15 protein-coding genes are annotated in these 16,577 nt (G+C 71.2%); 11 read left to right on the top strand and 4 right to left on the bottom strand.

Translation table 11 applies throughout. The features are described from left to right. Positions 1 to 145: 145 nt before the first annotated feature. Positions 146 to 945, top strand: a protein-coding gene (locus tag ACGFZQ_RS49160) for an IS5 family transposase (protein WP_393846040.1) whose coding sequence is annotated in 2 segments (ribosomal slippage) — positions 146 to 485 and positions 485 to 945 — 801 coding nt in all. Because the reading frame shifts where the segments join, the coding sequence is not laid out codon by codon here. A gap of 170 nt (positions 946 to 1,115) precedes the next feature. On the opposite strand, the gene ACGFZQ_RS49155 is transcribed toward ACGFZQ_RS49160, so the two are convergent. After that, complete coding sequence (locus ACGFZQ_RS49155) at positions 1,116 to 1,571, bottom strand: MarR family winged helix-turn-helix transcriptional regulator (protein WP_393846019.1); 456 nt, start codon at positions 1,569 to 1,571, stop codon at positions 1,116 to 1,118. Positions 1,572 to 1,692: 121 nt separating this feature from the next. Between ACGFZQ_RS49155 and ACGFZQ_RS49150 the strand changes: the two genes are divergently transcribed. Together ACGFZQ_RS49150 and ACGFZQ_RS49145 are read left to right on the top strand one after the other, a co-directional pair. Then, the gene (locus tag ACGFZQ_RS49150; RefSeq protein ID WP_393846018.1) at positions 1,693 to 2,559 is read left to right on the top strand and encodes an NAD(P)H-binding protein; all 867 of its coding nucleotides are present in this window, start codon (positions 1,693 to 1,695) and stop codon (positions 2,557 to 2,559) included. A gap of 152 nt (positions 2,560 to 2,711) precedes the next feature. Further along, positions 2,712 to 3,251: a transposase gene (locus ACGFZQ_RS49145; RefSeq protein ID WP_393846017.1), complete on the top strand. Its 540-nt coding sequence runs from the start codon at positions 2,712 to 2,714 to the stop codon at positions 3,249 to 3,251. A gap of 560 nt (positions 3,252 to 3,811) precedes the next feature. Here the strand turns inward: ACGFZQ_RS49145 and ACGFZQ_RS49140 are convergent. Together ACGFZQ_RS49140 and ACGFZQ_RS49135 are read right to left on the bottom strand one after the other, a co-directional pair. After that, positions 3,812 to 4,588, bottom strand: coding sequence for a TetR/AcrR family transcriptional regulator (locus tag ACGFZQ_RS49140; RefSeq protein WP_393846016.1), 777 nt, complete (start codon positions 4,586 to 4,588; stop codon positions 3,812 to 3,814). Further along, the gene (locus ACGFZQ_RS49135) at positions 4,585 to 5,889 is read right to left on the bottom strand and encodes an amidohydrolase family protein (protein ID WP_393846015.1); all 1,305 of its coding nucleotides are present in this window, start codon (positions 5,887 to 5,889) and stop codon (positions 4,585 to 4,587) included. The genes ACGFZQ_RS49140 and ACGFZQ_RS49135 overlap by 4 nt, the downstream gene beginning before the upstream one ends. Before the next feature lie 240 nt (positions 5,890 to 6,129). On the opposite strand from ACGFZQ_RS49135, the gene ACGFZQ_RS49130 reads away from it, so the two are divergent. The 8 genes from ACGFZQ_RS49130 to ACGFZQ_RS49095 all read left to right on the top strand — a co-directional run bounded on the left by ACGFZQ_RS49130 (position 6,130) and on the right by ACGFZQ_RS49095 (position 14,931). Then, positions 6,130 to 7,749, top strand: coding sequence for an ABC transporter substrate-binding protein (locus ACGFZQ_RS49130; RefSeq protein WP_393846014.1), 1,620 nt, complete (start codon positions 6,130 to 6,132; stop codon positions 7,747 to 7,749). 1 nt (position 7,750) lies between these two features. Then, positions 7,751 to 9,610: an ATP-binding cassette domain-containing protein gene (locus ACGFZQ_RS49125; protein WP_393846013.1), complete on the top strand. Its 1,860-nt coding sequence runs from the start codon at positions 7,751 to 7,753 to the stop codon at positions 9,608 to 9,610. A 139-nt stretch (positions 9,611 to 9,749) separates the two neighbouring features. Then, a complete protein-coding gene (locus tag ACGFZQ_RS49120) occupies positions 9,750 to 10,616 on the top strand; it encodes an ABC transporter permease (RefSeq protein WP_393846012.1) in 867 nt (288 codons plus the stop codon). Between the two features lie 31 nt (positions 10,617 to 10,647). Further along, positions 10,648 to 11,643, top strand: a complete 996-nt coding sequence (locus ACGFZQ_RS49115) for an ABC transporter permease (RefSeq protein ID WP_393846011.1) — start codon at positions 10,648 to 10,650, stop codon at positions 11,641 to 11,643. A gap of 37 nt (positions 11,644 to 11,680) precedes the next feature. Then, entirely contained in the window at positions 11,681 to 12,328 is a 648-nt protein-coding gene (locus tag ACGFZQ_RS49110; RefSeq protein ID WP_393846010.1) for a cysteine hydrolase family protein, read from the top strand. 28 nt (positions 12,329 to 12,356) lie between these two features. Beyond that, entirely contained in the window at positions 12,357 to 13,376 is a 1,020-nt protein-coding gene (locus ACGFZQ_RS49105; RefSeq protein WP_393846009.1) for a hypothetical protein, read from the top strand. Positions 13,377 to 13,408: 32 nt separating this feature from the next. Continuing rightward, a complete protein-coding gene (locus ACGFZQ_RS49100) occupies positions 13,409 to 14,425 on the top strand; it encodes a phosphotriesterase (RefSeq protein WP_393846008.1) in 1,017 nt (338 codons plus the stop codon). Continuing rightward, complete coding sequence (locus ACGFZQ_RS49095) at positions 14,422 to 14,931, top strand: RidA family protein (protein ID WP_393846007.1); 510 nt, start codon at positions 14,422 to 14,424, stop codon at positions 14,929 to 14,931. The genes ACGFZQ_RS49100 and ACGFZQ_RS49095 overlap by 4 nt, the downstream gene beginning before the upstream one ends. A gap of 121 nt (positions 14,932 to 15,052) precedes the next feature. On the opposite strand, the gene ACGFZQ_RS49090 is transcribed toward ACGFZQ_RS49095, so the two are convergent. Next, positions 15,053 to 15,862: a hypothetical protein gene (locus tag ACGFZQ_RS49090; protein ID WP_393846006.1), complete on the bottom strand. Its 810-nt coding sequence runs from the start codon at positions 15,860 to 15,862 to the stop codon at positions 15,053 to 15,055. Between the last annotated feature and the right edge of the window lie 715 nt (positions 15,863 to 16,577).

The raw sequence follows: 16,577 nt of genomic DNA, 5'->3' as shown, positions 1-16,577 counted from the left end.
CCGACAGAATCTGCTGTGGCGGTGAGCATGTCACTGGCCTCCGGTGTCACACCTGCGACATGTCTCAACGGCGCCACGGGGTGCGGCCCTGGGCCGGGTAAGAGGTCATCTCATTTGGTGTGTTCGATAATCTGCTGGCGTGGGAATCGTTGAGCGGCTGGTGCCGGATGAGCTGTGGGAGCTGTTCCAACGCGTGGTCCCGGAAGCGCCGACCCGGCCTCAGGGAGGCGGCCGACGCCGGCATGGCGACCGGGAGGTGCCGGCTGCGATCATGTTCGTGGCGACGTCGGGCTGCACGTGGCAGCAACTGCCCTCCGCCTCGTTCGGGCCGTCGGGAGCCACGGCCCACCGTCGCTTCGCCGAGTGGTCGAAGGCCCGAGTGTGGGCGAAGCTCCATCGCCTGGTCCTCGATGAACTCGGCTCCCGTGGTGAACTGGACTGGTCGCGCTGCGCGATCGATTCGGTGAACATGCGGGCCCTGAAAAGGGGGACCTGACAGGTCCGAATCCGGTAGACCGGGGTAAGTACGGCTCGAAGATCCACTTGATCACCGAGCGGACCGGACTGCCCCTGTCTGTCGGGATCTCCGGCGCGAACCTGCACGACAGCCAGGCCCTCGAACCGCTCGTGCGGGGCATCCCGCCCATCCGCTCCCGTCGCGGACCCCGCCGGCGAAGGCCGGCCAAGCTCCACGGTGACAAGGGCTACGACTACGACCACCTACGCCGATGGTTACGCCAGCGAGGCATCGGGCACCGCATCGCACGCAAAGGCATCGAGTCCTCCAAGCGCCTGGGGCGCCACCGTTGGACCATCGAACGGACCATGGCCTGGCTCGCCGGGTGCCGTCGGCTGCACCGCCGCTACGAACGCAAGGCCGCCCACTTCCTGGCCTTCACCAGCATCGCCTGCACCCTCATCTGCTATCGCAGACTCGCCAGATGAGATGACTTCTAAGTGGTCGGCTCCGGAAGTCCTTCGAGGGTTGACGTGAGTGTGAGTTCAAGCGGCTGGTCGCGCAGTCCAAGGCATCCTCGGGGATCGAGGAAGTCGTTGGTGGGCAAGAACACGTCTTCGTGCTTGTCGAATCTGGTCGGACACGGGGCGTGGGAGTGTCAGGTGATGGCCGAGTCGCGGTGATCGATGGGCTCGCTCAGTAGCTCGCTCGCCGCCTGGTGGACCTTCGTCAGGGCATTCAAGAGGGATTCGCGTTCGGTCTCGGTGAGATCCGCGGTGACCTTCTCCTCGATCGACCGCCGTTCCGCCTCGACCGGTTTCTGTAGCGCACGCCCCGCGTCGGTGAGCCAGAGCCGGACGAGGCGGTTGTCCCGGTCGTCGCGGCGACGGATGAGCAGCCCGGCTGCAGTCATCCGGTCGGCCATCTTGACGACGGTGGGAGTCGTGACGTTCAGCGCGGCGGCGACTTCGCCGGGCGTGCTGCCGTCCCGCTCCCACAGCACGGCGAGCAGGTAGTTCTGTCCGACGTGCAGCCCGTGGCGTCGCATGGCCGCGTCGGCCAGGGCCCGGAGCACCTTCGACGTTCTGCCGTGCAGGTCCAGGAACTCTGACATCGCGGCCTTTCGGTGAGTGCGGGAGTAGCTGCCCGAGCTACAAGCAAGTCGATTGACGGCTAATCATTCACCGGCTAACGTTCCCTCGGATTCGCTAGACGGCAAACGATTTTGGGGAGCCATGATGATACTGGTCACCGGAGCCACCGGGAACATCGGCCGTGAACTCACCCGCGAACTCGACGCGAAAGGCGCGAAGCTACGTCTCCTCGTCCGCGACCCCGCCCGCGCCGCACGACTGCCCGAGCGCGCAGAGCGCGCCGTCGGCGACCTGGGGGAACCCACGACACTGGCTCCCGCCTTCGCCGGCGTCGACAAACTCTTCCTGCTCACACAGGGCATCGGCACCGACTACACCGCCGCCGCCATCGCCGCCGCCGAGGCCGCCGACGTCCACCACATCGTGCACCTGTCCTCTTTCCATGTCGCCTTCAACCCGATACCGGCCATGGGACGCTGGCACCACGAACGCGAGAAGATCATCCGCGCCTCCGGCATACCCGCCACATTCCTGCGGCCCGGCGGCTTCATGACCAACGCCCTCGACTGGCTACCCACCATCCGCGAGGAAAACTACGTCCTCGACCCGGTCGGCCCGGGCCGCTACGCGCCGATCGACCCCGCGGACATCGCCGCGGTCGCCGCCCTCGCCCTGACCGAGGCCGGCCACCAGGACAAGGAGTACGTCCTCACCGGCGACGAGATGCTCACCGTCACCGAGCAGGTCCGGATCATCTCCGAGACGATCGGCCACGACATCGAGGTCCGCGAAGCGGCCACACCGGCCGAGGCCGTACGGTTCCGCTTCCCCAACGGGGCACCTCAGGTACTCGCCGACGCCATCACGGAGGGCTTCACCCTCATGCGCACCGATACCGTCGGGTTCCGGACGGACACCGTTGAGCGGCTGCTCGGACGCAGGCCGCGGACTTTCGCGGACTGGTGCGCGCGTAACGCCGACACGTTCCGACGGCCTGGAACCGCCTGAGCCGACGGACACCCGCGACCTCTTCCGCTTCTGCCGATCGGTCCGCCCGCCATGCCGGCCTGCGCCGCCCGCCCGATAAGCCTGACCGCCTCCGAACGCGCACGGTTAAAGAAGACCGCGAGCCTGTTTAGCGGTGCCTGGCCGAGCACGGGGTGAAACCCGGCGAGCACTACCTCGACTCCGGTTACCCCTCCGCCGATCTCATCACCGCCGCGCTGAAGCAGGGCACCCGTATGGTCACCCCTGTCCTGCTGGACCACTCCGCCCAGGCCAAGGCCCACGCCGGCTTCGGCAAGAACGCCTTCGCCATCGACTGGAAGGCCCGCCAGGTCCGCTGTCCCGCCGGGAAGAGCAGCGCGCACTGGAATCCGGTGAAGCAGCACGGCGCGGACGCGATCGTCATCACCTTCAGTGTCCGCACCTGCCGCCCCTGTCCCTTCCAGGAACAGTGCAGCAGCTCCGCGCTGGGCCGGCGCATGCTCACCCTGCGGCCCAGGGCACCGCACGAGGCCCTCGTCCGGGCCCGCGCCGAGCAGAAGACCGAGACCTGGAGGGCCAAGTACGCCCTACGTGCGGGAGTGGAGGGCACCATCAACCAGGCCCTGGACGTCACGGGCATGCGCCGGGCCCGCTACCGCGGACTGCCGAAAGCCGCCTCCAGCACGCCTTCTCCGCAACCGCGCTCAACGTGATCCGGCTCGACGCGTACTGGACCGCACACGACCGGCACCACACCCGCAGCAGCCGCCTCGAACACCTCGCCTACCGACTCACGGCCTGACCCCGGAATTGTGCGGCAGAGTCGACCTCGCCCAAGGCGGCGGTTACGTGTTCACCTGCGACGCGGCCGACCTGACGGAGAACATCAGCGAGGAACGCCCCGCCGGCACCTCGATCGGCGTGCCCCCCGGAGGCGACCCTGGAGCCGATCCGGCGCCTGAAGCGGCTGGCGGAGGAGAAGGGCTACGAGCTGGTCCCGGGCCATGACCCTGTTGTCTGGCCGGAGTTGATCGAACGGCTGGCACGCACCTGACGATCTTCGAGGAGGCGGCCGTCCCCGAGCCGCGCTGCTCGGGCGAGTCGAACACCCGGCCCGGGGAACCCCGTCCTGGTGCTCGGCGACTGGGGTGTCGCCGAGCACTCTCGGTCCTGCCGGCTGGGCGGCCGGCTGCGGGTCGGCTGCTTGATCTCGGCACGTTCACCGTCAGCCGGTGCCGATGGCTGTCCGGGGCGGCACAGGGCCGGCCGGACCTCAACCGGTACTGCGTGACCGGCGCGGAGCCGGGCGCCTGCCTCCCGCGGCCCGGTAGCCGGCCAAGGCCTCCTCGGCGCGGGCCACGACGTCCGGGATCACGTGTCCGGCGACGCCGAGCAGGCGCAGCGAGCCGCGCAGGGCGGACCGGGCGTACTGGGCCCGGTTCTCCTCGCCGCCCCAGTGACGCTGGGACACCGACGCCTCGACCAGGGCGAAGAGGAGGTCCAGGTCCTCGGCCAGTTCAGCCGCCACCTGCTCGGGGTGGAGCGAGGCGAGAGCCGCGTGGCCGAACTCCCGGTAGACGTCCCGCAGGGCGGTCTGCGCCGATCGCGTGGAAGCGAAGTCGTCCTCCTCCAGCTCCGGCAGGTGGTAGACGACATGCAGGTTGTGCCGGTCGCTCAGGAGCGTCTCAAGGTCGAAGGCCATCAGCGCACAGAGCCGCACGGCGGGTTCGAGGTCCTGTTCCCGCAGCCACTCCGCGCACTCCAGCGCCGGGGTGACGGTGCTGGAGAGCAGCGAGGCGAGGATCGCCCGCTTGTCGGCGAAGTGGTAGTACATCGTGGACTGCTTGATCCCGACGCTCTCGGCGATCTGACGTGTCGTCGTCTTGGCGTACCCCTGCTCGCCGAACAACTGCGAGGCGGCTCTGAGGATCTCCTCGCGGGTGCTCAGCCCGTTGTGCTGCTTCGGTTCGGAGCGTGGCCTGCCCGGCTTGCCCTCACGCGTCTGCCGCCGGACGGTCCCGGCGTCCCTTCGCGGGGTGTCGTGTGTCATGCCGCCCTCTCCCGTCCGGCGTCCGACGGCACGTCCGTGTGCCGGACGATCCGCCCGGCCTGGATGACGGTGCGGACCGTGCCGGGATGGCCCAGCGCCGCGATGTCGGTGAGCGGGTCCACGCCGGTGACGACGAGGTCGGCCCGCATCCCGGCACGGACCGTGCCCACTTCGTCGTCCAGCCGGCACATGCGGGCCGCGACCGAGGTGCCCGCAGCGATGGCGGCGGCGGGGGAGAGGCCCAGCCGTACCATCAGGGCCAGTTCACGCAGGTTCCGCCCGTGCGGGGCGATGCCCGCGTCCGTCCCCAGGGCCACGGGGACGCCGCTGGTGAGCGCGGTCGAGAGGCGCTCCAGCGCTGTCTCGCGCATCCGGTGACGGCGCTCCATCTCGTGCGGCGGTCCGTCCTGCGGTGCGGGCCGGGTCAGCGCGGACAGGGTGGGCACCAGATAGGTGCCGCGCTCGCCCATCTCCTGCAGGGTCGGGTCGTCGACCAGATAGCCGTGCTCGATGCTGCGCACACCGGCGCGTACCGCGGCCGCGATGCCCGCGGTTCCCTGGGCATGCGCGGCGACACCGACTGCTCCCTGGCGTTCTGCCTCCTCCACCACTGCGCGCAGTTCGGCCTCCGTCAGCCCGCCTGCCTCCGGTGCGCCGCGCGGGCTCGACATACCTCCGGTCGCCGCCACTTTGATCCAGTCGGCGCCCTCCCGCACCACCTCGCGGGTGGCCCGTACGAACCCGGCGGGCGAGTCGGCCACCACGCCCGCGCCGGGGCCGGAGTCGAGCGGGGTTCCGCCGACGGTCCGCCAGTCACCGTGCCCGCCGGTGATGCTGAGGATCCGCAGCGCGATCTGGAGCGCCGGGCCACGCACGTGTCCGGCCTCGACGGCGCTGCGGAAGCCGGAGTCCGCGCCCGCGAGATCCCGGGCGGTGGTGATGCCGGCGTCCAGCGTCGAGGCCAGCACGGGCACGGAGCGCAGCGTCAGCAGGCTCTCGGGAGCCATGAGCGTGTCGAACCGGTCGGCGTCCGGGCGGGTGCTCACATGCAGGTGGCAGTCGAAGAACCCCGGCAGCACGGTGAGTCCGGTGCATTCCAGGAACTGCAGCCGCTCGGGCCCGGCCGTTGCGGGCAGCGGCAGCGTGCCGGTGGGAGCCACCGCCTGGATGCGTCCGTTCTCCACGAGCACGTCCAGCGCGGGCACCGGCTTGTTCACCGCGCCGTCGATCACGGTCGTGTTCCTGAGCAGCAGCGCGGGAGCGGTCTGCTGTGCGTCCTGCGGCACCTGGGTCCTCTCCACGGTCCTACGGGCCCGGCCGCGAAGGTGCCCGAACGGCACGGCGGTTCGACGCCGGGGCCAGTCACGCTACCAACCACCCGCCGGGATTTCTATCAGCGACAGAATTTACCGTCCGGCAATGCCGGGCAACGCCCGGGAAACCCTTTCCGGGCAACTCCGTCCTAGGTTTCGGTCACTGACAGGAATCCCCGATCCCTCCGTGCGGCCCGTCCGCCGGATCTCCTCACCGAGAGGGTCCTGATGCGAACCAGCGCCATGACCGCCGCTCCGGCGGGCCGAGACCTCGCCACCGCATCGCGCGGCCGCACCGCCCGGGCCGGCCTCGCCGCCGCAGCCGCCACGGTTCTCACGCTCACCGGCTGCTCGGCCGCCGCGACCGGCAGTGCCGCCGGAACGGACGTCTTCACCGCGGCCGTCGTGCAGACCTACTCCACCCCGCCGGACCCCGACGTGAACTACGACGGTCCCGGCCTGAACATCATCCAGAACGCCTACGAGGGCCTCGTGAAGTACCAGGACGGGAGCGACACGGCCAAGATCGTCCCCTCCCTCGCCTCCTCCTGGAAGGTCTCGGAGGATGGCCTCACCTACACCTTCGTCCTGCGCGACGGCGTCACCTTCCACGACGGCACCCCGCTCACCTCGGAGGCGGTCGCCGCCGCCGTCCAGCGCCGCGCGGCCGTCAACGGCGGTCCCGCCTACATGACAGCCGGCGTCACCAAGGTCACCACCCCCGACAAGCACACCGCCGTACTGACCCTGAAGACCCCCGACTCCGCCTTCCTCGACTACCTTGCCTCGCCCTTCGGTCTGAAGCTCATCAGCCCCGCGACCCTGAAGAAGCACGGGGGCAAGGACCATGCCCAGACCTGGCTGACCACCCATGACGCGGGCACCGGCCCCTACGAACTGACCTCGGCCAAGACCGGCACCAGCTACGAACTGACCGCCTACAAGGACTACTGGGGGGCCAAGCCCACCTTCGACACCGTGGACCTGGAGATCTCACAGAACGCCTCCGCGGCCCAACTGGAGCTGGAACGCGGGCAGATCGACGCCATCCTCGGCAACCTCAACAAGTCCGCCTTCGAGTCGTACAGCGGCAGCAAAGCCGTCACGACCAGCACGTTCCCCAACATGACCACCCAGATGATCTACGTGAACCCGAAGTCCAGGGCGTTCAGGACGGCGGCGCAGCGGGAGCGGCTCTTCTCGGGCATCGACACCAAGAGCATCCTGTCCGCCGCCATGGGCAGCCTGGAGAAGCCCACCGGCCAGCTCTTCCCGAAGGGCATGCTCGACAGCTCCGCCGACGACCAGGGCATCACCTACGACGACACCGCCCTCGCCGCCCTCGCACGCACCGCACCCGCCCAGGGCCGCACGGTCCGCGTCGGGTACGCGGCGAGCAGCGCCGACGGCAAGGCGGTCGCCGAGGAACTCGCCTCCCGGATGAACAGCGCCGGCCTCAAGGCCGAAGCCGTCGCCTACGCCGCGGGCTCCATCTACAAACTCACCGACGACCTCGACGCCGCCCCCGACCTCGCGGTCTTCGGAGTCTTCCCGGACGCGGGCCACCCCGACTCCTGGGCCCGCATCATCTACACCCCCAAAGGCGGCCTGGACCTCTACGGCGCCCAGGTCGACGGCCTGACCACCGACCTCGACAAGGCCCTGACCACCACCGGCACCTCCGCCTACACGGCCGTGGCCCGCTCGGTCATCGACTCCCGGTACTGGTTCTCCATCGGCTCCCTCAACACCACCCTGCTCACCGTCCCCGGCATCACCGGCACCCGCAAGGCCCAAAACCTGCTGGAGTACAACGTCCTGCACTTCGCAGCCCTCGGCCGCTCCTGACATGGCGACGAACAAAGCGGCGAACGGCATGCCGACCAGGACCGCGGACGGCCCGGCACCGGCCCGTCCCGCGGATGACACGGTGGCGGACGGGGCCGCAGCCGGGGCGGCGGAGTACGGGGCGAGGACCGACGGCCCCGGACCGGTGCTCTCGGTGCGCGACCTGCATGTGCACCTCACCCGCGCCGGCCAGAACGTACACGCCGTCCGCGGCGTCAGCCTGGACGTGCGACCCGGCGAGATCGTCGCCATGGTGGGGGAGTCCGGCTCGGGCAAGAGCGTGCTGGGTCTGGCCGCGATGGGACTGCTCCCACACCGGTCACGGCCCCACGCCCATGGATCGGTCCTGCTGAACGGCACCGACATGCTCACCGCCGACGACGGGATGCGCCGCCGGGTCCGCCGCGGCCACGTCGGCGCCGTCTTCCAGGACCCGATGACCTCGCTGGACCCCACCATGACCGTCGGCGCCCAACTGGGCGAGGTCCAGCGCGACCGGGCCGAACGGATCCGCCTGCTGACGGCCGTCGGCATACCCGACCCCGAACAGCGGCTCAAGGCCTTTCCTCACCAACTCTCCGGCGGACTGCGGCAGCGCGTGATGATCGCGCTGGCCATCGCCCGCACACCGTCCCTGCTCATCGCCGACGAACCCACCACCGCACTCGACGTCACCGTCCAGGCGCAGATCCTCGACCTGCTCCTGTCGCTGCGCGACGAGATCGGCTGCGCCATGGTGTTCGTCACCCACGACCTGGGCGTGGCCGCGCAGATCAGCGACCGGATCACCGTGATGCGCCGGGGACTCCTCGTCGAGAACGGCACCACCGAACAGGTGCTCAACGATCCCCGGCACCCCTACACACAGGGCCTGCTCGCCTCCCGGATCGGTCTGGACACCCCCCGGGACCGGCCACTGACCCGACGCACCGCCACGCCGGGGGAGCAGGAGGACACGGCCGTGCCCACCGTCGTCGAGCTGGCGGGCGGCGGGCACGGCCGGGCCGTGGAGGCGGACGGCGTCCTGACCTCCGGCCGCGCCCCGGCGGCCGACCGCGACCTGCCCGCACGCTGGCCCGAGCTGGTCATCGGCGACGAACTCGCCGTACGAATGCGCGGCACCACCCGGGTGTTCCGCTCCGGACCGCCCTCGGCCCGCCGCGAACTGCACGCCCTGCGCGGCGTCGACCTCGACATCGCGCAGGGCGAGGCGGTGGCCCTCGTGGGGGAGAGCGGCTGCGGCAAGTCCACCCTGCTGCGTATCGTCGCCGGACTCGAACACGCCACCTCCGGCGAGGTGTCGGTGGCCGGCGGCACCCCCCAGATGGTCTTCCAGGACGCCGGTTCCTCCCTCACCCCCTGGCTCACCGTCGGCGACATGCTGGAGGAACGCCTGGCCCTGACCGCCTCCGGCCTGGACCGCGCCCGGCGCCGGGCGGCGGTGACGGACGTGCTCGCCACCGTGGGCCTGCCCGCCGACATCGCGGGCGCCCGGGGCGACCAGCTCTCCGGCGGCCAGCGGCAGCGCGCGGCCATCGCCCGCGCGGTCGTCGTGCCGCCGCGCGTCCTGCTCTGCGACGAGCCGACGTCCGCCCTGGACGTGACGCTCGCCGCCACCGTGCTCGATCTCCTCGGCCGGCTCCGAAGGGAGTTGGGCATGTCCGTCCTGTTCGTCACCCACGACCTGGCGGCGGCCCGCCTCGTCGCCGACCGGATCGCCGTGATGCAGGCGGGCCGCATCGTCGAGGTGGGCCCCACCGAGCGCGTGTGCACCGAGCCCGCCGAGCACTACACCCGCGCGCTCCTGAATGCCGTACCCCGACCGCGTCGGCGGCTGACGACGAGGAGTGATCCCGGATGACCGCGGTCAGCCCGCCGCCGGCCAGGACGCGGTGCGTCGCGCCCGGATGCCCGCGGCGCGCCGGGCACCGCTCCTGCAGTCCCCTCGACGCCGTACCCCGAACCCGCCACCGGCGGCGCACGACGACCGGAGGTTCCCGATGACCGCCCTCGGCTTCCTGACCGGCGGCCGGCAGCGCACCGCCGCCACCCCGGCAGCGGGCCGTCTCCGTCCCGCGGCGGGAGACCGGCTCGCCCTGGGGGCGCTCGCGGTGCTCGTCGCGCTGGCCCTGCTCGCCCCGCTGGTCAGCCCGCACAGTCCCGTCCTGCGCAGTGGCGAGGCGTTCCTGTCCCCGGGCAGCCCCGGCCACCTGCTGGGCACCGACGCCCTCGGCTACGACCTGCTGGCCCGCGTGCTGTACGGGATGCGGGCCAGCCTGTTCGCGGCGGCTGTCGTGATCGCCTCCGGGGTGCTCGCCGGCGGTGTCGTCGGCGTCCTCGCCGGAGCCCTGCCCGGCTGGGCGGACTCGGTGCTGATGCGGGTGACCGACCTGTTCCTGGCCCTGCCGGGCCTCGTCATCGCGATGGCCGTCGCCGCTTCCCTCGGGGCGAGCTACCACAGCGCACTCATCGGGATCGCGGTCGTGTGGTGGCCGATGTACGCCCGTCTCGTCCGCGGCGAGATCCGCGCCTGGGCGGCCCGCCCGCACCTGGAGGCGGCCCGGCTGGCCGGCGTTCCCTGGGGCCGGCGCGTCGTCCGCCACCTGCTGCCCGGCGTCCGCTCCACCCTCGTCGTGGCCGCCAGCCTGGACGTCGGCTCGCTGGTCGTCGCCCTGTCCGCGCTGTCCTTCGTCGGCCTCAGCTCCCCGGCCCCCGCGCCGGAACTGGGCGCGATGGCGGCCCAGGGCATGCCCTACCTGCTGACCTCCTGGTGGGTGCCGATCGTGCCGGGCATCGCGGTGATGCTGCTCGCCCTGGTCGCCAACTACGCGGGCGACGCCGTACGCGATCTGCTGCGCCGCCGGTGAACCCGCCCTCGCACCGGAAAGGACCCACCCCGTGACCTTCGCGCTGCGCCGCGTCGCGGCGATGCTCGGCGTGCTGCTCGCCCTGACCGTGGCCCTGTTCACCCTTCAGCAGGTGTCCGGCACGGACCCCGCCAAGGCCTATGCCGGCGCCAACGCCTCCCAGGCCGCACTCGACGCGGCCCGTGCCCGCCTCGGACTGGACCAGCCCCTCGTGCCTCGCTATCTGCACTACCTGTCCGGCCTGCTCCACGGTGACCTGCAGAACTCGCTGCGCACCCGCACACCCGTCGCCTCCGACCTCGCCGCCGTGCTGCCCGCCAGCCTCGAACTCGCCGGCTGCGTCCTGATCCTGGCCGTGCTCCTCGGCGCCGCCTTCGCCTACGTCTCGGCGATCGGCGCGCGCGGCGCCGGGATCCTGCGCGCCGTGCTGTTCTCGGGTGCCGCCGCCCCCACCTTCCTGCTCGGCATGGTCGCCGTCCTCGTCTTCTACGGCCGGCTGGGCTGGCTGCCGGCCGGCGGACGCACCTCCTACCGGGACGCGCCCACCGGTCCGACCGGATTCCTGCTCGTCGACAGCCTCCTGGCCGGACGGCCGGAGGTGTTCGGCGACGCCGTCACCCACCTCGCACTCCCGGCCCTGTGCGCCGCGATCTCGCCCGCCGTCGCCATCGGCCGGGTCCTGGTCGACGGGCTCACCGCCAACCTGGCGGCCGACCACGCCCGGACCGCCCGCTCGGCCGGTCTCACCGAACGCGCGGTCCTGCTGCGGCATGCCGTCCGCAACTCCCTGGGGCCCACCCTGTCCATGATCGGCATCCAGGCAGGTGCCCTGCTCGCCGGACTCGTCGTGGTCGAGAAGATCTTCGACTGGCCCGGAGTCGGCTCCTACCTGGACGCCTCCGTCGCCGCCGCCGACCTCCCGGGCATCACCGGGGTGGCGCTGCTCCTCGGCGTGGTCTACGTCGTCCTCAACACCGTCGTCGACGTCCTCCAGGTCCTCGCCGACCGCCGCCTGGCCCTCACCTGAGGTCCGTCACACCCGCACTGAGAGAGGAACCACCCGCATGAACACAGTCGGCAACACCGTCCTGATCGTCGTCGACATCCAGGGCGGCGACGTCGAACCCTCCGCGGCCCGCACCGAGATCCCCCACATGGACGGACGCGCCGAGCGGATGCCCAGGGTGCACGAGCTGATCCGCCGCACCCGTGAACAGGGCATCCCGGTCGTCTGGATCCAGGAGGTCCACAAGCCCAACCTCGTCGACATCGGACGCGAACTCGACGGCTCCGAAGGACCGCACTGCATCGAAGGCTGGCCGGAGACGGAACTGTCCCAGGGCCTGCGGCCGCGCCCCGACGAGTTCCTGATCCGCAAGCGCCGCTACTCCGCGTTCTTCGGCACCGAACTCGAGATCGTGCTCAAGGCCTATCGCGCCGAGACCCTCATCCTCATCGGCGGACTCACCGACGTCTGCGTCCACTACACCGCCGTCGACGCCCACCAGCACGACTACCGGGTGCGTGTGGTCACCGACTGCGTCGGCGGATCCAGCAGGGAAGCCCACGACGCGGCGCTGCGCGCCATCCACTACCTCCAGCGGGACGCCCTGGTCGAACAGCACGAGGTACTGCGCTGGCTGGACACCGCGGCGCCCAACCCCGAGGTCGAGCGGGCAGACCGCACCCACCTGGCCGGCCGCACCGCATGAGCGAGTGCCACCACACCGGGAGGACACCGTGATCGAGACCGTCCTGGGCCCCATCGACGCCTCCGATCTCGGCCCGACCTCCATGCACGAGCACCTCCTGTCCGACGCCCGCGTCCTGCACCGGCCACCACGCGAACCACTGCCCGACGACACCCGGGTCGGCATCGAGAACCTCGGCTTCCTGCACTGGAACCTGCTGGCCCTGGAGGACAACCTCGTCCTCGACGACCCCGCGGCAACCGCCACGGAACTCGCGCCCGCACGTGTGCTGGGCCAGTCCTGCGCGGTCGACCTCACCACGTTCGGACTCGGCCCCCGCCACCGCGAACTCCCCGCGCTCTCCCGGGCATCCGGCCTGCACATCGTGACGGGCTACGGCGCCTACCTGGCCCGCTCCCATCCCGCGTGGCTGCGCGCCCTGGACGAGCAGGGCCTGGAGAAACTGTTCCACGAGGCACTGACCGACCACATACCCGGCGTCGACTACCGCGCCGGCCTCCTCGGCCTCCTCGGCACCAGCGCACCCCTCGACCCCGCCGAACGCCGCGTCCTGCGCGCAGCGGCCCGCGCCGCGGCCCGCTGCGGGGCCGCGGTCGCCGTCCGGCTCGACCCGGGCGCACGCCTCGGCCTCGACGTACTGGAACTGCTGACGGCAGCCGGACTTCCCGCCGAACGCGTCGTCCTCTCCAACGTCGACGAGTACATGGACAAGCCCTACCTGCGTGAACTCGCGGCCGCCGGAACCACCACGGAGTGGTGCTTCGGCAACGAGGCCTACTACCGCGACGGCTACAAGGACCCCACGGACGCCGAACGCCTCGATGCCGCACAGGAGTTCCTCGCCGAAGGCTTCGCCGACCGCATGGTCCTCGGCTGCTCGGTGTGGACCAAGACCCAGCTGCGCCGCTGGGGCGGGATGGGCTACGACCACCTCCTGCGCCGGATCGTCCCGGCCCTCCGCGACCGCGGCGTCCCACAGCACCTGCTGGACGCCCTGCTCGTGGACGGCCCCCGCCGCCTCCTGGACCGGCCCGCCACGACCGGCTGAACCGGCCGCACTCCCTTTCCCCGAGGACACGCATGCCTATTCACACGGTGCTGGGCCCGGTCGACGCCGGCACACTCGGCCCGACCTCCATGCACGAGCACCTCCTGAGCGACCTCAGAGTGTGGGCGCGGCCCGCGCCGCCGGGCGAGGCCCCCCTGACCGGTCCCATCCGCCCGCACGACATGGCCCGGCTGCGCTGGAACGCCCTGTCCGTGCCCGGCAACCTCGTCCTGCACGACCCCGAGGTCGCGACGGCCGAGCTGACCGCGCTGCGCGCCGCGGGCGGAGCCGCCGTCGTCGAGCTGACCCTGGACGGCATGGGCCGCCGCCTGGCGCACCTGCCCGAGATGTCCCGCCGCACCGGCGTCACCATCTGCGTCGGCACCGGCTGGTACGTCGAGGCCACCCACCCGCGGGAAATCCGGACCGCCTCCGTCGACACCCTCACCGAACGGCTGCTCGCCGATCTGAGCGACGGCATCGACGACACCGGCATCAGCCCGGCCCTGATCGGCGAACTGGGCACCAGCCACCCGCCCACCGAGGCGGAACTGCGCGTGGTGGCGGCCGCGGGACAGGCGGCCGCCATCAGCGGGTGCACCGTCAACGTGCACGTCTCCTTCCGCGGCCAGGACGCCCTGCTCCTGGTCGAACTGCTGCTGAGGCAGGGCATGCCGGCCGATCGCGTCGTGCTCAGCCACATGGACGAGGTCCTCGACCGCTCCTACCACCGAGACGCCGCCCAGACCGGAGCCGTCCTGGAGTACGACACCTTCGGTACCGACTTCTTCTACGGCAGCCCCGACCTACGCTCGCCCGCCGACCACGAACGCCTCGACATGGCCGAATGGCTGCTGTCGGAAGGACACACCGACCAGCTCGTGATCGGCTGCGACGTGTGGACACAGTCCCACCTCCTGCACAACGGAGGCTTCGGCTACGAGCACCTCTTCCGCCGTATCGCACCCGCTCTGGAACGCCAGGTCGGTTCCGAGGCCGTCCACCGCATCCTCGTCACCACTCCACGACGCCTGCTGGACCGCCCGTGAACGCCGGTGAGAACCTCGAGAGCGCCGAGATCCGCGCCGCCCGTCTCGGCCTGGAGATTCCCGACTTCCGTGATCCCCCGTACGGGGGCCGCTACGGCACCGTCAAGGCCTTCCACCGCAGCGGCCGCCTGCTCTTCCTCAGCGGGTACACCCCGGAAGACCGGACCGGCACCATCCTCCACCCCGGCCGGCTGGGCGACGACCTCACGCTCAGCCAGGGCCGGGAGGCCGCCCGTGCCGCCGCGATCAACGCTCTGGGAGGCATCCGGCTCGCCCTGGGCTCCCTCGACAGGGTCACCTCCATGGTCCGTGCCCTCTGCTTCGTCGTGTGCACCGCCGACTTCGAGGACGTCCACCAGGTCGCCTCCGGCGCCACCGACCTCCTCATCGAGGTCTTCGGTCCCCGCGCAGGCGTGGCAGGCCGCGCCACGATCGGAGTGATGCAACTGGCCCGTCGGAACTGTTTCGAGCTGTGGCTCACAGCAGAGACCGACGACACGGATTGATCCTCCTGGGGAGGCTCACGGCGCACCTGGATCCCGGTGCTGCGCACTCTCAGCCCCGGGAGAGCCTCCCGGCCGGGCTCGCCGACGAGGTGCACGCCCTGCTCCCGCGTCTGGCCCTGGCCTACGCGCTCAGCGCCGCCATCTGCCCTACGGCGCCGGTCCCGGCTGGTACGACCTGCTTGCCGCGGCCGGCTGGGGCGACACGCCGGTCGGGGCCACCGCTCGGCGCTGCGCCGAGACGCCTCAGCAGGTGGGGACCTTCGATGCTGGGTATGGCGGTGGGCACGATGTGCGCGATGGCCTGCTCGTCCGTGGCGTTGCTGGCCCAGCCGGTCACCCAGCGCACCCGTCGCCGGCTGGTGGTCAGACTCTGGAGATGGTCCAGGACCTCGTGGCTGAAGGCCGCGCCGTCGATCCGCACCAGCAGTTTCGACCACAGCGGCAGCGGGAGCTGCCGAAACGCCGAGGCCAGGACGTTCTTGTGGTCGTCGACATCGTTCGGTGGCGCGTTGCCGGGCCGCAGCAGCATGGCGACGCACTCACGGGTGTTGGCCACCCCCGCCCCCAGCGGCATGTGACCGAAGCTGCCCTTGAAGGTGCCCGCCGCGCCTTCCTTGCGGCTGGTGCAGGTCACGATGGCCGCATCCAGGTCCAGGACGTACCAGCCGGTCAGCTCCCGGCCGCACACCCGGATCCAGGGGAAACCGCCGGGCCGCAGGGCGAGCAGCGTCCACACCACGCGGCGTATCGCGGCACGGGCGCGTTCCACCCTGGCTGCGACCGGGGTGTCGATCGCGGCCAGGGCGCGGCGCAGGGTGCTGTCCGAAACCGGCCGCTCGAACACCGCACGCCAGTGGTACTGGAGTTGCTCGGCCTGAAGGACGTTCGTCGCGCCGCGCACGATCGCACAGGCCAGCTGGACCAGCGCCATGCCCCGGTCCCGCCGGCCCGGCGCCCTTCGGCAACGCCGCACTCAGCGCGGCGGCCAAGCCGGTGCGGCCGGCGACCTTCCGCAGCAGCACCACGCCCGCGTGGCCGATCAGGTTCTTGCCGTCGGCCCGCACGGCAAGCCGGTGATCCCATTCGGTAACCTGCACCTGTTGGGTGGCTCTTCTCCGCGACGTTCTTGATCTCAGCAGTCAGATCATCGCAGGTGGGAGGCACCCTTCTCCTGTCGGGACGTCAGATCACTTTCATAGCTGAATACATGAGGTTGACGCTGCACGTGTTCATGGATGACGGGGCGGGGCCCTCGCGCCGCCGACGCCTTCAGTGATCTCCTCGCCAAGGCGTACATCCTCGACGACGACGGCCTTGACGCTGGACCACGGTGTCACTGGGCGGGGCAGTTCGCGGCGTACATTCCGACGGGATCGGCCGGCGGGGGAGTGAGGCAGCTCCGGGGGCTCCGACGGCGACGGCCCGTCGTCCGGCTCCCGGGGGACCGAAGCGCCCTGTGGTCAGGGCATCGGCATCCGTGCGCTGTGCACCTACAGTCTGGGGCGTCGGTTCGCAGCCGCAGTGGGTTGAGCGCGGTGCCTGCCCGGCACCGGCTGCCGCCTTGCGAGCCCGGCCTGCCAGGCCTGTCAGTCCTACGCGGTGTGCGGCTGTCGGGGCGGCAACGGTGACCGTGAGAAACGATCTTC

It is taken from the genome of Streptomyces sp. NPDC048254 (assembly GCF_043201895.1).
In the GTDB taxonomy this organism is placed as follows: Bacteria; Actinomycetota; Actinomycetes; order Streptomycetales; family Streptomycetaceae; genus Streptomyces.
The sequence above is the reverse complement of the archived record's forward strand: the minus strand, read 5'-3'. Positions and strand labels throughout refer to the sequence as shown.

What these genes read in the sequence shown, in the direction of transcription:
- ACGFZQ_RS49155 (WP_393846019.1), bottom strand. Translation starts at nt 1,571, where the DNA reads ATGTCAGAGTTCCTGGACCTGCACGGCAGAACGTCGAAGGTGCTCCGG.
- ACGFZQ_RS49150 (WP_393846018.1), top strand. Translation starts at nt 1,693, where the DNA reads ATGATGATACTGGTCACCGGAGCCACCGGGAACATCGGCCGTGAACTC.
- ACGFZQ_RS49140 (WP_393846016.1), bottom strand. Translation starts at nt 4,588, where the DNA reads ATGACACACGACACCCCGCGAAGGGACGCCGGGACCGTCCGGCGGCAG.
- ACGFZQ_RS49130 (WP_393846014.1), top strand. Translation starts at nt 6,130, where the DNA reads ATGCGAACCAGCGCCATGACCGCCGCTCCGGCGGGCCGAGACCTCGCC.
- ACGFZQ_RS49125 (WP_393846013.1), top strand. Translation starts at nt 7,751, where the DNA reads ATGGCGACGAACAAAGCGGCGAACGGCATGCCGACCAGGACCGCGGAC.
- ACGFZQ_RS49120 (WP_393846012.1), top strand. Translation starts at nt 9,750, where the DNA reads ATGACCGCCCTCGGCTTCCTGACCGGCGGCCGGCAGCGCACCGCCGCC.
- ACGFZQ_RS49110 (WP_393846010.1), top strand. Translation starts at nt 11,681, where the DNA reads ATGAACACAGTCGGCAACACCGTCCTGATCGTCGTCGACATCCAGGGC.
- ACGFZQ_RS49100 (WP_393846008.1), top strand. Translation starts at nt 13,409, where the DNA reads ATGCCTATTCACACGGTGCTGGGCCCGGTCGACGCCGGCACACTCGGC.
- ACGFZQ_RS49090 (WP_393846006.1), bottom strand. Translation starts at nt 15,862, where the DNA reads ATGGCGCTGGTCCAGCTGGCCTGTGCGATCGTGCGCGGCGCGACGAAC.